Annotated in this window: 13 protein-coding genes; 12 read left to right on the forward strand and 1 reads right to left on the reverse strand. The window is 72.0% G+C overall.

The annotated features are described in order from the left end of the window. The first annotated feature begins 8 nt into the window (after window positions 1-8). Together Q3Y56_RS25710 and ffh are read left to right on the forward strand one after the other, a co-directional pair. The gene (locus tag Q3Y56_RS25710; protein ID WP_304464188.1) at window positions 9-2,540 is read left to right on the forward strand and encodes a [protein-PII] uridylyltransferase; all 2,532 of its coding nucleotides are present in this window, start codon (window positions 9-11) and stop codon (window positions 2,538-2,540) included. A 177-nt stretch (window positions 2,541-2,717) separates the two neighbouring features. Next, a complete protein-coding gene (ffh, locus tag Q3Y56_RS25715) occupies window positions 2,718-4,286 on the forward strand; it encodes a signal recognition particle protein (RefSeq protein WP_304464189.1) in 1,569 nt (522 codons plus the stop codon). 121 nt (window positions 4,287-4,407) lie between these two features. On the opposite strand, the gene Q3Y56_RS25720 is transcribed toward ffh, so the two are convergent. Further along, window positions 4,408-5,469: a methyltransferase domain-containing protein gene (locus Q3Y56_RS25720; RefSeq protein WP_304464190.1), complete on the reverse strand. Its 1,062-nt coding sequence runs from the start codon at window positions 5,467-5,469 to the stop codon at window positions 4,408-4,410. A 184-nt stretch (window positions 5,470-5,653) separates the two neighbouring features. On the opposite strand from Q3Y56_RS25720, the gene proS reads away from it, so the two are divergent. The 10 genes from proS (at window position 5,654) to lepB (Q3Y56_RS25770) (ending at window position 13,464) form a co-directional block, all read left to right on the forward strand. After that, complete coding sequence (gene proS, locus Q3Y56_RS25725) at window positions 5,654-7,063, forward strand: proline--tRNA ligase (RefSeq protein WP_304464191.1); 1,410 nt, start codon at window positions 5,654-5,656, stop codon at window positions 7,061-7,063. Window positions 7,064-7,228: 165 nt separating this feature from the next. Beyond that, on the forward strand, window positions 7,229-7,819 hold the full coding sequence (locus Q3Y56_RS25730; RefSeq protein ID WP_304464192.1) for a hypothetical protein: 591 nt from the start codon (window positions 7,229-7,231) through the stop codon (window positions 7,817-7,819). 178 nt (window positions 7,820-7,997) lie between these two features. After that, entirely contained in the window at window positions 7,998-8,432 is a 435-nt protein-coding gene (rpsP, locus tag Q3Y56_RS25735; RefSeq protein ID WP_304464193.1) for a 30S ribosomal protein S16, read from the forward strand. 2 nt (window positions 8,433-8,434) lie between these two features. Beyond that, complete coding sequence (locus Q3Y56_RS25740) at window positions 8,435-8,674, forward strand: RNA-binding protein (RefSeq protein ID WP_176180406.1); 240 nt, start codon at window positions 8,435-8,437, stop codon at window positions 8,672-8,674. A gap of 82 nt (window positions 8,675-8,756) precedes the next feature. Then, the gene (gene rimM / locus Q3Y56_RS25745) at window positions 8,757-9,302 is read left to right on the forward strand and encodes a ribosome maturation factor RimM (RefSeq protein WP_304464194.1); all 546 of its coding nucleotides are present in this window, start codon (window positions 8,757-8,759) and stop codon (window positions 9,300-9,302) included. After that, the gene (gene trmD / locus Q3Y56_RS25750; protein WP_304464195.1) at window positions 9,302-10,117 is read left to right on the forward strand and encodes a tRNA (guanosine(37)-N1)-methyltransferase TrmD; all 816 of its coding nucleotides are present in this window, start codon (window positions 9,302-9,304) and stop codon (window positions 10,115-10,117) included. The genes rimM and trmD overlap by 1 nt, the downstream gene beginning before the upstream one ends. Before the next feature lie 130 nt (window positions 10,118-10,247). Beyond that, on the forward strand, window positions 10,248-10,598 hold the full coding sequence (gene rplS, locus Q3Y56_RS25755) for a 50S ribosomal protein L19 (RefSeq protein ID WP_304464196.1): 351 nt from the start codon (window positions 10,248-10,250) through the stop codon (window positions 10,596-10,598). A gap of 44 nt (window positions 10,599-10,642) precedes the next feature. Next, a complete protein-coding gene (gene lepB, locus Q3Y56_RS25760; RefSeq protein WP_304464197.1) occupies window positions 10,643-11,440 on the forward strand; it encodes a signal peptidase I in 798 nt (265 codons plus the stop codon). Then, complete coding sequence (lepB, locus tag Q3Y56_RS25765; RefSeq protein WP_304464198.1) at window positions 11,433-12,611, forward strand: signal peptidase I; 1,179 nt, start codon at window positions 11,433-11,435, stop codon at window positions 12,609-12,611. The genes lepB (Q3Y56_RS25760) and lepB (Q3Y56_RS25765) overlap by 8 nt, the downstream gene beginning before the upstream one ends. Window positions 12,612-12,717: 106 nt before the next feature. Next, window positions 12,718-13,464, forward strand: coding sequence for a signal peptidase I (gene lepB / locus Q3Y56_RS25770; protein WP_369696866.1), 747 nt, complete (start codon window positions 12,718-12,720; stop codon window positions 13,462-13,464). Window positions 13,465-13,653: the final 189 nt, after the last annotated feature.

The raw sequence follows: 13,653 nt of genomic DNA on the forward strand, positions 1-13,653 counted from the left end.
GACCCGAGTTGACGGAGAGCGTCACCACGACCCAGACCCCCGACTCGGGACCCGGCGGCTACGCGGCGGCCCGGCTGCGGCTCCTCCACGAGGAGTCGCGGCCCGGGCCGCCGCGCCGCGCCGCCCTCGCCCGCCTCACCGACGACTGGCTCGCCCAGCTGCTCGGGGACGCCCCGGGCGTCGCCCTGGTCGCCGTCGGCGGATACGGGCGCGGCGAGCTCTCCCCCCGCAGCGACCTGGACGTCCTGCTGCTGCACGACGGCTCGGCGGAAACGGGTGAGCTCGCCGCCCTCGCCGACCGCGTCTGGTACCCCGTCTGGGACCTCGGCCTGGCCCTCGACCACTCCGTACGCACCCCAGGAGAGGCCCGCAAGACTGCCGGGGAGGACCTCAAGGTGCACCTCGGCCTGCTCGACGCCCGGCACATCGCGGGCGACGCCGCGCTCACCGCCGGGCTGCGCACCGCGATCCTCGCCGACTGGCGCGCCCAGGCCCCGAAGCGCCTGCCGGAGCTGCGCGAACTGTGCCAGGAGCGCGCCCAGCGGCACGGTGAACTCCCCTTCCTCCTCGAACCGGACCTGAAGGAGGCCCGCGGCGGGCTGCGCGACGCCACCGCGCTGCGCGCCGTCGCCGCGTCCTGGCTGGCCGACGCCCCCCGCGAAGGACTCGAGGACGCCCGCGGCCGCCTGCTGGACACCCGTGACGCGCTGCACCTGACCACCGGACGCGCCACCGACCGGCTCGCGCTCCAGGAACAGGACCAGGTGGCCGCCGGACTCGGCCTGCTGGACGCCGACACCCTGCTGCGCCAGGTGTACGAGTCCGCGCGGACCGTCGCGTACGCGGGCGAGGTCACCTGGCGCGAGGTCGGCCGGGTGCTGCGTGCCCGCTCCGCCAGGCCGCGCGTACGCGGCCTGCTGGGCGCCGCCAAGGCGCGCGCCGGCCGGGGGCACCTCCCGGAGGCCGCCACGGAGGCGGGGGAGCGCAGCCCGCTCGCCGAGGGCGTGGTCGAGCAGGACGGCGAGGTGGTGCTGGCCCGCACGGCACGCCCCGAACGCGACCCCGTGCTCCCGCTGCGTGCCGCCGCGGCCGCCGCCCAGGCCGGGTTGCCGCTGTCCCGGCACGCCGTCCGGCAGTTCGCCCAGGCCGCCGCCTCCCGCCCGCTGCCCGTCCCGTGGCCGTCCGAGGCCCGCGAGGAGCTCGTGACCCTCCTCGGCGCGGGCGAGTCCACCGTGGAGGTCTGGGAAGCGCTGGAGGCCGAAGGGCTGATCACCCGGCTGCTGCCGGACTGGGAACGCGTCCGCTGCCGCCCGCAGCGCAACCCCGTGCACCGCTGGACCGTCGACCGGCACCTGGTGGAGACCGCCGTCCGGGCCGCGTCGCTGACCCGCCGCGTCAGCCGACCCGACCTGCTGCTCGTCGCGGCCCTGCTGCACGACATCGGCAAGGGCTGGCCCGGCGACCACTCGGTCGTCGGCGAGACCATCGCCCGCGACGTCGCCGCCCGGATCGGCTTCGACCGCGCGGACGTGGCCGTGCTCGCCACCCTCGTCCGCCACCATCTGCTGCTCGTCGAGACCGCGACCCGCCGCGACCTGGACGACCCGGCGACCGTACGGTCCGTCGCCACAGCCGTCGGCAGCACCAGCACCCTCGAACTCCTCCACGCGCTCACCGAGGCCGACGCGCTCGCCACCGGGCCCGCCGCCTGGAGCACCTGGCGCGGCGCCCTCGTCGCCGACCTGGTCGCACGGGTCGCCGCCCAGCTCACCGGCGAACCGGGCGGCGACCACACCGCGCCCCGGCGCCCCACGGCGGAGCAGGAGCGGCTGGCGATCGAGGCCTGGCGCACCGGCGGGCCCGTCCTGGCGCTGCACGCCCAGCCGGGGGCTCCCCGGGACCAGGGCGACGGTCCCGCCGCCGACGGGCCCGAGCCCATCGGCGTCGAACTGCTCATCGCCGTCCCCGACCAGCCCGGCATCCTGCCCGCCGCGGCCGGGGTGCTCGCGCTGCACCGGCTGACCGTGCGGGCCGCCGACCTGCGCGCGGTCGACCTGCCGGAGGAACTGACGGCGCCCCCCGGCGCCCCGGCCCCCGGCACCGGCGTCCTGCTGCTGGACTGGCGCGTCGCCGCGGAGTACGGCTCCCTGCCGCAGGCCGCCCGGCTCCGCAGGGACCTGCTGCGGGCGCTGGAGGGGTCCTTGGACATCGCCGCCCGGCTCGCGGAACGCGAGGCCGCCTACGCGAGGTACCCGCGCCGCCGCGGCCTGCACGCACCCCCGCCGCGCGTCACCGTCGCCCAGGGGAGCTCGCAGTTCGCCACGGTCATCGAGGTACGCGCGCAGGACGCCCCCGGCCTGCTGCACCGCATCGGCCGCGCCCTGGAGACGGCCGGAGTGGTGGTCCGCAGCGCCCGGATCAGCACGTTGGGCTCCAACGCGGTGGACGCCTTCTACGTCACCGACACGGCCGGGGCACCGCTGCGCGCGGAGCGTGCGGCGGAGGTGGCGCGGGAGGTCGAGCGGGCGCTGGGCGGCTGAGCACCTGGGAACGTTCCCAGGTGCCGGGGCGGGCGGGCACCCTTCACCGTTTATGGGTGGTTCCGCCTGTCCTGGGAACGCTCTCAGGAGCCAGGGGCAGACCGTTTCCCGGGCGTGCGGATACCCTTGGAGGCCGACCGCCGACCCGACCGCCGACCAGAAGGATTCGCCACCACCGTGTTCGATACCCTCTCCGACCGCCTCGCAGCGACGTTCAAGAACCTCCGGGGCAAGGGCCGCCTGTCCGAGGCGGACATCGACGCCACGGCGCGCGAGATCCGGATCGCCCTCCTCGAGGCGGACGTCGCGCTGCCCGTCGTCCGATCCTTCATCAAGCAGGTCAAGGAACGGGCCCTGGGTGCCGAGGTCTCCCAGGCCCTGAACCCGGCCCAGCAGGTCATCAAGATCGTCAACGAGGAGCTGATCGGCATCCTCGGCGGCGAGACCCGCCGCCTCCGCTTCGCCAAGCAGCCGCCGACCGTGATCATGCTCGCGGGTCTGCAGGGTGCCGGTAAGACCACGCTCGCCGGAAAGCTCGGCCGCTGGCTCAAGGGCCAGGGCCACTCTCCGCTGCTGGTCGCCTGCGACCTCCAGCGCCCCAACGCGGTCAACCAGCTCGCGGTCGTCGCCGAGCGCGCCGGCGTCGGCATCTACGCGCCGCAGCCCGGCAACGGCGTCGGCGACCCGGTGCAGGTCGCCAAGGACTCCATCGAGTACGCGAAGACCAAGGTCCACGACATCGTCATCGTCGACACCGCGGGCCGCCTCGGTATCGACCAGGAGATGATGCAGCAGGCCGCGGACATCCGCGACGCCATCTCCCCGGACGAGATCCTCTTCATCGTCGACGCGATGATCGGCCAGGACGCGGTCAACACCGCCGAGGCGTTCCGCGACGGCGTGGGCTTCGACGGCGTGGTGCTCTCCAAGCTCGACGGTGACGCCCGCGGTGGTGCCGCGCTGTCCATCGCGCACATCACCGGCAAGCAGATCATGTTCGCCTCCAACGGCGAGAAGCTGGACGACTTCGACGCGTTCCACCCGGACCGCATGGCGTCCCGCATCCTCGGCATGGGCGACATGCTCAGCCTGATCGAGAAGGCCGAGCAGACCTTCAGCCAGGCCGAGGCCGAGAAGATGGCGGCCAAGCTGGCGAAGGGCCCCAAGGAGTTCACGCTCGACGACTTCCTGGCGCAGATGGAGCAGGTCAGGAAGATGGGCTCCATCTCCAAGCTGCTCGGCATGCTGCCCGGCATGGGGCAGATCAAGGACCAGATCAACAACCTTGACGAGCGGGACGTGGACCGCACCGCCGCGATCATCAAGTCGATGACCCCGGCCGAGCGCCAGGACCCGACGATCATCAACGGCTCGCGCCGGGCCCGTATCGCGCGCGGCTCCGGTGTCGACGTCAGCGCGGTGAAGAACCTGGTGGAGCGGTTCTTCGACGCGCGCAAGATGATGTCGCGGATGGCCCAGGGCGGCGGGATGCCGGGTATGCCCGGGATGCCGGGCATGGGCGGCGGCGCCGCGAAGCGCAAGGGCAAGCAGCAGAAGAAGGCCAAGGGGAAGCAGCGCAGCGGCAACCCGATGAAGCGCAAGGCCGAGGAGGAGGCCGCCGCACAGCGCAGGGCGGCCGGACCCGGGGCCCAGCCGGGTGGCGCGTTCGGGCTGCCGGGCGCGGGTCAGGACGCGGCGGACTTCGAACTGCCCAAGGAGTTCAAGGACCTGCTGCCGCCGAAGTAGGCAGGACGTCCCACCCGGACGCCGGGCGCGCTGGTTCTGCCAGTCCGCCCGGCGTCCGGCGTTTCACGGGCCACGGGCACGTCGCCGTCCAAGAGCGGCCTGCGGGGAGGAGCCGGCGCGGCTACGTCCGGGCGATGACGTAGCGGAACACGTTCGGCATCCACACCGTGCCGTCCGGGCGCCGGTACGGGTGCAGCGCCTCGGTGATCTCCTTGCGTACCTGTGTGCCGTCCGTCGCCCGCTCCGCCGTGTCGAACACCCCCGTCGACAGCAGACCGCGCACCGCACTGCCCACATCCGCGTACCCGAAGGGGCACGTGACCCGCCCGGAGCCGTCCGGCCGCAGCCCCGCCCGCCGCGCGATCAGCTCCAGGTCGTCTCTCCCCCATAGCCCTTCGGGCACGGGAGGTACCCCCATCGACAGCCGCCCGCCGGCGCGCGCCCCGGCGCCGCCCGTACCGCCCGGGGAGCCGAGGAGCGGGCGGTACGCCAGCCGCGCCGCCACCCGGAACACCGAAGCCGTGGCGCACCGCTCCGGCGGCCCCCAGCCCGCCAGGACGATCGCGCTGCCCCGCTCGGTGAGACCGGCGGCTTCTCGCAGCATGCTCGTGGTGGCCTCCACCGCGCCCCCGGCCGCGCCGGGCGCGTCCCCCGTCCTCCCTCCATCGGCGCCGCAACCCGCGGTCACGGCCAGGTCGAAAGCTGTCACCAAGGTGAACGGCGGGGCGGCGGGGCCGTGTTCCGCGAATCGGCCGGGACCGCCGGGCAACAGGCGCACGCTCGCGGCGCGCGCGCCGTCTCCGTGCGCTCTGCTCCCGTACGTTCCGCTCGCCGTTCCACCCGCGCGGGCGAGCCGCTCGCGCGCCAGCGCCAGGCGCTGCGGGTCCGCTTCCGTCCCGTAGACCTCCGCGCCGCGGGCCGCCGCCATCAGCAGGGCGAGCCCGGAGCCGCAGCCGAGCCCCAGCAGCCGGGTCCCCGCGCCGACGTCCAGCCGCGCGTAGACCGCCTCGTACAGCGGCACCAGCATCCGCTCCTGGATCTCCGCCCAGTCCACGGCGCGGGCGCGGGAGCGCGGTCCGGCCGGGTCCGGCCGCGGAGCGGAGGGGAGAACGGGCCGCGGATCCGAGCGCGGATGTACCAAAGCGCTGTCCGGGTGATGCCGCTGGACGAGTGTGGGTGTCATCGCATGCCCCAATCCGCTGAAAGCAGTGCCGAATTGCCTTCCCTCCCCCGCGCGGCGCCCTGTCGACCGGGCCCCTCATGCCAGAGAACTGCGCTTCCGCGCCGCCGTCCAGTGGGCGTACCGGTCCGGCATCCAGTACGGCCCGATTCACGGTTCGGCCCGGGGCCGCCGTACGATCGTCGCCATGGCAAAGGCTCCCGTACTCACTCCCCAGGCGGACGACTTCCCGCGCTGGTACCAGGATCTGATCAACAAGGCCGAGCTGGCCGACAACGGCCCGGTGCGCGGCACCATGGTCATCCGACCGTACGGGTACGGCCTCTGGGAGCGGATGCAGCAGGAGATGGACGCCCGCATCAAGGACGCCGGCGCCCAGAACGCGTACTTCCCGCTCCTCATCCCGCAGTCGTACCTGACGAAGGAAGCCGAGCACGTCGAGGGCTTCGCGCCCGAGCTCGCGGTCGTCACGCACGGCGGTGGCAAGGAGCTCGAGGAGCCGGCGGTCGTCCGGCCCACCTCCGAGATGATCATCAACGACTACTTCTCGAAGTGGGTCCAGAGCTACCGGGACCTGCCCCTGCTCATCAACCAGTGGGCGAACGTGGTCCGTTGGGAGATGCGGCCGCGGCTGTTCCTGCGTACGACCGAGTTCCTCTGGCAGGAGGGCCACACCGCCCACGCCACACAGGAGGACGCCCGCGACTTCGCGGCGCACATCCACAAGAACGTCTACGCCGAGTTCATGGAGAACGTCCTCGCGATGGACGTCGTCCTCGGCCGCAAGACCCCCAAGGAGCGCTTCGCCGGCGCGATCAACACCCTCACCCTCGAGGGCATGATGGGCGACGGCAAGGCCCTGCAGATGGGAACGAGCCACGAGCTCGGCCAGAACTTCGCCAAGGCCTTCAACACGCAGTACCTGTCGAAGGAAGGCAAGCAGGAGCTCGTCTGGCAGACCTCCTGGGGCTCCACGACCCGCATGATCGGCGCCCTCGTGATGATGCACGGCGACGACAACGGCCTCCGTGTCCCGCCGAGGCTCGCCGCCGTCCAGGTCGTCGTCATGGCGATCAAGGGCGACGAGGCGGTCGCCAAGGTCCGCGAGATCGGCGACCAGCTGAAGGCGGCCGGCATCCGCGTCCAGGTCGACGACCGCGTGGACACCCCCTTCGGCCGCCGCGCGGTCGACTGGGAGCTCAAGGGTGTTCCGGTGCGCATCGAGATCGGCCCCCGCGACCTTACGAGCGGCACCGCCATGCTGGCCCGCCGCATCCCCGGCGGCAAGGAGCCGGTGTCCCTCGACGGCCTCGCCGAGCTGCTGCCCAAGGTGTTCGAGGAGGACCAGGCGCAGCTGCTCCGCGAGTCCCGTGAGCGCCGTGAGTCGCGTACGAAGGACGTGTCCACGATCGAGGAGGCCGTCGAGGCGGCCGCCACCGGCTGGGCCCGTATCCCCTGGTCGACGCTCGGCGCCGAGGGCGAGGCCAAGCTGGCCGAGCAGTCGGTCACCGTACGGTGTCTGGTCGCCGAGGACGGGTCGGTGCCGGACGCCGACGACGCCCCCGGCACGATCGCGATCGTCGCCCGTGCGTACTGACGCTTCGTACCGGTAGTGTTGACGCTCCGTATGGCGCCACCTGGCGTCCGTACGGAGCGTCTGCTGCTTTTAGGACCGCATCGGCGTGAACTGACTGGTACGTGCAAAATTATTTGAGATGCCCCGGAATCGGAACACCGGGCGGTGCCGAGTCGTTATCACGACGTGAGCACGACACCACCTGTTCTCGCCGCGGAACTGGCACAAGCGTGGGCCGACATTCAACGGCACCACCCCGAGCTGCCGGATCTCGCCGCGCCCGAATCCCTGATCGGAGAGTCGTCGTCCGCTTGCGGGGCCGAGCTCTCCTTCGAACGGCTGCTGCACGAGGCAGTCCATGGCATCGCGGCCGCTCGCGGTGTCCGGGACACCTCCCGCGCCGGCCGCTACCACAACCGCCGGTTCCTGGCGATCGCCGAGGAACTGGGCCTGGACCATACGGAGGAACCACACCCCAGCAGCGGCTTCTCCCTGGTCACCCTCAGCGCCGACGCGAGAAAGCGGTACCGGCCGACGATCGAGCGGCTCCAGCGCGCCCTCAAGGCGCACACCGTCGCCACCACCGCCGACACCTCCCGCACGTTCCGCGGGCCCGCCGCGAGACATGGCTCCTCCGGCGGCGGCGTGCGGGTCAAGGCGGTCTGCGAGTGTGGACGGAACGTCCGTGTCGTTCCGTCCGTCCTCGCCCAGGCGCCGATCATGTGCGGCGGGTGCGGCAAGCCCTTCCGTATCCCGGAAGCCGCCGCCGTCGCCTGACCGGGTGCCCGGCGTACGGGGGCGCGGCCGCCGTGTGGCAGAATGGTCAGCTGTACTCGACAGCCGCACAGGACCCCTCTCTCCTCCGGCTGACGCGTCCATCGGGCACTCGGGTACCGCAACCCCACGTGGCATCTCGTTGTGCCCAACCACGTCAAGACCAGGAGACACCACTCCCGTGGCAGTCAAGATCAAGCTGAAGCGTCTGGGCAAGATCCGTTCGCCTCACTACCGCATCGTCGTCGCCGACTCCCGCACCCGCCGTGACGGCCGGGCCATCGAGGAGATCGGCCTGTACCACCCGGTGCAGAACCCCTCGCGTATCGAGGTCGACTCGGAGCGCGCGCAGTACTGGCTGGGTGTCGGCGCGCAGCCGACCGAGCCGGTTCTGGCCATCCTGAAGCTCACCGGTGACTGGCAGAAGTTCAAGGGCCTGCCCGCCCCGGAGCCGCTGAAGGTCGCCGAGCCGAAGGCCGACAAGCGCGCGCTGTTCGAGGCCGCGGCCAAGGACGCCGGTGACGAGCCGAAGGGTGAGGCCATCACCCCGAAGGCGAAGAAGGCCGACAAGAAGGACGAGGCCGAGGCCTCCTCCTCCGAGTCCACCGAGGCCTGAGGATGCTCGAAGAGGCGCTTGAGCACCTCGTGAAGGGCATCGTCGACAACCCCGACGACGTGCAGGTCGCCTCGCGCAACCTGCGCCGTGGGCGGGTGCTGGAGGTCCGGGTGCACCCCGACGACCTCGGCAAGGTGATCGGCCGCAACGGCCGCACCGCACGCGCCCTGCGTACCGTCGTGGGCGCTATCGGCGGCCGTGGTATCCGCGTCGACCTCGTCGACGTGGACCAGATCCGCTGAGCAGCGAGAGATAGAGCACCGGCACGGGCCGGGGAGGGCTGACGGCCCTTCCCGGCCCGTGTGCGTGAAAGGACTGATCACAGTGCAGCTGGTAGTCGCGCGGATCGGCCGCGCCCACGGCATCAAGGGCGAGGTCACGGTCGAGGTGCGCACCGACGAGCCGGAGCTGCGGCTCGCGCCGGGCGCGCGGCTCGCCACCGACCCGGCCTCCGCCGGACCGCTGACGATCGAGACCGGCCGGGTGCACAGCGGCCGCCTGCTGCTGCGCTTCGAAGGCGTCAAGGACCGCACCGCGGCGGAGGGGCTGCGGAACGTCCTGCTGATCGCGGAGGTCGACCCCGACGAGGCCCCGGAGGACCCCGAGGAGTTCTACGACCACCAGCTGATCGACATCGACGTGGTCACCGTCGACGGCGCGGAGGTCGGCCGGATCACCGAGATCTCCCACCTGCCGTACCAGGACCTGCTGATCGTGAAGCGGCCCGACGGCCAGGAGATCATGGTGCCGTTCGTCAGCGAGATCGTGCCCGAGATCGACCTGGAGGCGCAGCGGGCCGTCATCGACCCGCCGCCCGGCCTCCTCGACGATGCCCAGGCAGAGGTCGCCAGCAGCCGGGACGAGTCCTGATGCGCCTCGACGTCGTCACGATCTTCCCCGAGTACCTGGAGCCGCTGAACGTCTCGCTGGTCGGCAAGGCGCGCGCCCGCGGACAGCTGGACGTGCGCGTACACGACCTGCGGCAGTGGACGCACGACCGGCACAACACGGTGGACGACACCCCGTACGGCGGCGGGCCCGGCATGGTCATGAAGCCCGACCCGTGGGGCGAGGCGCTGGACGCGATCATCGAATCCGGTGCGGCGGAGACGAAGCCGACCCTCGTCGTCCCCACCCCCAGCGGCCGCCCGTTCACCCAGGCGCTCGCCGTCGAGCTGGCGGAGCGGCCGTGGCTGGTCTTCACCCCCGCCCGCTACGAGGGCATCGACCGCAGGGTCATCGAGGAGTACGGCGAGCACTACGAGGTTCACGAGGTCTCCATTGGCGACTACGTCCTCGCGGGCGGCGAGGCCGCCGTCCTGGTGATCACCGAGGCGGTGGCCCGGTTGCTCCCCGGGGTGCTCGGCAACGCCGAGTCGCACCGCGACGACTCCTTCGCCCCCGGCGCGATGGCCGACCTCCTCGAAGGCCCCGTCTACACCAAGCCGCCGCAGTGGCGCGGCCGGGGCATCCCGGAGGTCCTGGTCAGCGGGCACCACGGCAAGATCGCCCGCTGGCGCCGGGACGAGGCATTCCGGCGGACGAGCCGCAACCGCCCCGACCTGATCGAACGCTGCGACCCCGCCACCTTGGACAAACACGACCGCAAGCTCCTGGCCGAGCTGGGCTGGCAGGAGCGGCCGGACGGTCGATTTGGGCGGTCGGCCGAGGCCGTGGAAGAATAGGGCGCTGCTGTACGTCCGGCCGGCGCCCCTGCCACAGGGGGACACGACGCCGGCCCGATCGGACGGCACCCCATCCTCATCCCGACATACCGCCGATGACCTGTGGCATCGGCGAGGAAAGCAGACACTCATGTCTCACCTGCTCGACAACGTCGACGCCGCGTCGCTGCGCAGCGACATCCCGACCTTCCGCCCCGGCGACACGGTCAACGTCCACGTCCGCGTCATCGAGGGCAACCGCTCCCGTGTGCAGCAGTTCAAGGGCGTCGTCATCCGCCGCCAGGGCTCGGGCGTGCGCGAGACCTTCACGGTCCGCAAGGTCAGCTTCAGCGTCGGCGTCGAGCGCACCTTCCCGGTGCACACCCCGATCGTGGAGAAGATCGAGGTCGTCACCCGCGGTGACGTGCGCCGTGCGAAGCTGTACTACCTCCGTGACCTGCGCGGCAAGGCCGCGAAGATCAAGGAGAAGCGCGACAACTGAAGCGGTGTCGGGCGTCCTGGGCAGGGCGGATAGGCTCTGGCCCGATGGACACCGACGCAACCGTCTCCGAGCGCGACCGCTCCTCCGCACCCGACGAGAGTGCGCAGGAGCGGTCGCGCTCGTTGCGTTGGCGCACGCCGGGTTCATCGCGTCCTCGTCACCCGGACTCGTCGCGCCGGCGCGGCTGGCGGCCGTACGCGCTGGTCGCGGCGATCTGCTGCACCGTGGTGCTCCTCGTCAGCACCTTCGTCGTCCAGCCGTTCCTGATCCCCAGCGGGTCGATGGAGAACACCTTGCGTCCCGGAGACCGGGTGCTGGTGAACAAGCTGGCGTACCGTTTCGGTGGTGAGCCGCGCCGCGGCGATGTGGTGGTCTTCGACGGCACCGGCTCCTTCGCGCAGGAGGAGTCGTCCGGGAACCCGGTGACGGGGCTGCTGCGCGAGGTGGGCGCGGCCCTCGGGCTGGCCGAGCCGGCCGGGACCGACTACATCAAGCGCGTGGTGGGCGTCGGCGGTGACCGGGTCACCTGCTGCGACCGACGGGGGAGGATCAAGGTGAACGGGCATCCGGTGGACGAGCCGTATCTGTACCCGGGCGACGCCCCTTCGCTGGTGCGCTTCGACGTCGTCGTACCCGAAGGCAGGCTGTGGGTCATGGGGGACCACCGCAGCGACTCGCGGGACTCCCGTGACCACCTGGGCGCGCCGGGCGGGGGCACCGTCCCGGTCGACAAGGTGATCGGACGGGCCGAGTGGATCGGCTGGCCGTTCGGCCGCTGGACGTCGCTGGAGCGGCCCGGGGCGTTCGACCGGGTCCCGGAGCCGGGCGGGGCCCATGGGTAAGCGCGGACGGCCGCGGCACGGACGCTGCCGGGCGGGCGGCGGCGCCCACAGCGCCGACGCGGAGCGGCCGGGGGAGCGGGTACCGGGCGGGCGGGCCGAGCGGCGCAAGAAGCTGCGCCGGATCAAGCGCCGGCGGCGCCGTTCCGCAGTGAAGGAGATCCCGATCCTCATAGGCGTGGCGCTGCTGATCGCGCTGGTGCTCAAGACGTTCCTGGTGCAGGCCTTCGTGATCCCGTCCGGCTCCATGGAGCAGACGATCAGGATCGGCGACCGGGTGCTGGTGGACAAGCTCACCCCCTGGTTCGGCGCGAAGCCGGAGCGCGGGGACGTCGTGGTCTTCAGCGACCCCGGCGGCTGGCTGCAGGAGGAGCGCAAGCCGCCGGCGGACGATCCGGTGGTGATCAAGCAGGCGAAGCAGTTCCTCACCTTCATCGGCCTGCTGCCCTCCGACGACGAGCAGGACCTGATCAAGCGGGTGGTGGCGGTCGGCGGGGACACGGTGCAGTGCTGCGACAAGGACGGCCGGGTCACGGTCAACGGCACGCCGCTGAACGAGTCGTATCTGCACCCGGGCAACGCGCCGTCGCAGACCCCGTTCAAGGTTAAGGTGCCCGAGGGCCGGCTCTTCATGATGGGCGACCACCGCGAGGACTCGGCGGACTCCCGTTCCCACCTGGACGAGGAGGGCCACGGCACGATCTCGGAGAAACGGGTGGTCGGCCGCGCGATGGTGATCGCATGGCCGTTCGGCCACTGGCGACGGCTGGAGGAGCCATCCACGTATGCTTCAGTGAAGGACGCGCCGAGTGGCGAGCAGCAGGCGGACGGCTCGGCGCATAGGCTTGCCCCCACGGATCAGTACGGAATGGTCCGGCTCCCGACCCCTGCGGAACTCCCGCTCGTTATGGGAGTGGTGGGCCTGCGTCGAACCTGGCGCAGGCAGCAACGCGGCGTGAGGAGTAGATGTGGGGGATGTGGCGGTCGGCGCACGGTCCGGCCACGACGAGCCCGACAAGCAGTCCGAAACGACCGGGGAGCCGCCCGCGGACGAGGCGGTCGACTCCGGAGAGACGTCCACGGGGCCTGCCGAAGCGGTAGCCGACAAGGCGGGGACGACGCCAGAGGCCGGCACCCGGCCCGGGGACTCCGAGGACGCCGCGGACGCCGCTGACGGCGAGGGAGACGGCAAGCCGAAGAAGAAGCAGCGCTCCTTCTGGAAGGAGCTGCCGATCCTGATCGGTATCGCGCTGCTGCTGGCGCTGCTGATCAAGACGTTCCTGGTGCAGGCGTTCTCGATCCCGTCGGACTCCATGCAGAACACGTTGCAGCGTGGCGACCGGGTGCTGGTGGACAAGCTGACTCCGTGGTTCGGCTCGGAGCCCGAGCGCGGCGAGGTCGTCGTCTTCCATGACCCGGGCGGCTGGCTGAACGAGGCCCCGAAGACCGACTCCGGTCCGGTGGCCGAAGGTATCCAGACGGTCCTCAGCGCCATCGGCCTGATGCCGTCGGCCGATGAGAAGGACCTGATCAAGCGGGTCATCGCGGTCGGCGGGGACACGGTGGAGTGCAAGGCGGGCGGGCCGGTCAAGGTCAACGGCAAGGCCCTGGACGAGCCGTACCTCTTCCCCGGGAACACGCCCTGTGACAACCAGCCGTTCGGGCCGGTCAAGGTACCCGAGGGTCGGCTGTGGGTGATGGGCGACCACCGCAAGGACTCGCGGGACTCGCGCTACAACCAGGAGCTGCACGACGGCACGATCTCGGTGGACGACGTCGTCGGGCGCGCCTTCGTCGTCGCCTGGCCGATCGACCGCTGGGCCACGCTGCCGGTGCCGGACACCTTCGGCCAGCCGGGTCTGAACGCCGCGATGGCGGCGGCTCCCTCGGCCCTCGGGCTCGCGGGCGCCGTGCCGATCGTGCTGTGGCGCCGTCGCCGGCTGATCCGCAAGGCCGAGGGCGGTGCGGGCGCGCCGGTCGGCGCGTCGTCGGGCGACCGGGCCGATGCCACACGCCGGGACGGCTGACGGCTGCAAGCCAGGACGGCTGACGGGGCCGTATGCCGGGAGGCTGACGGCCGCACGTCAGGACCGCTGACGGCCACACGCCGGGACAGCTGACGCGGCACCGCTCGCTGCGCGGTCTGCTCGCGGCCGGAGTGCTGACGCGCGTTCGAACCGCCGGGTAAGGTGCGATTCCATGCCACACGGCATACG

Source organism: Streptomyces sp. XD-27, assembly GCF_030553055.1.
Classification (GTDB): domain Bacteria; phylum Actinomycetota; class Actinomycetes; order Streptomycetales; family Streptomycetaceae; genus Streptomyces.

Coding starts and splice junctions, on each gene's coding strand:
- Q3Y56_RS25720 (WP_304464190.1), bottom strand. CDS start 5,469: ATGACACCCACACTCGTCCAGCGGCATCACCCGGACAGCGCTTTGGTA.
- trmD (WP_304464195.1), top strand. CDS start 9,302: ATGCGCCTCGACGTCGTCACGATCTTCCCCGAGTACCTGGAGCCGCTG.
- proS (WP_304464191.1), top strand. CDS start 5,654: ATGGCAAAGGCTCCCGTACTCACTCCCCAGGCGGACGACTTCCCGCGC.
- lepB (WP_304464198.1), top strand. CDS start 11,433: ATGGGTAAGCGCGGACGGCCGCGGCACGGACGCTGCCGGGCGGGCGGC.
- Q3Y56_RS25740 (WP_176180406.1), top strand. CDS start 8,435: ATGCTCGAAGAGGCGCTTGAGCACCTCGTGAAGGGCATCGTCGACAAC.
- lepB (WP_304464197.1), top strand. CDS start 10,643: ATGGACACCGACGCAACCGTCTCCGAGCGCGACCGCTCCTCCGCACCC.
- rplS (WP_304464196.1), top strand. CDS start 10,248: ATGTCTCACCTGCTCGACAACGTCGACGCCGCGTCGCTGCGCAGCGAC.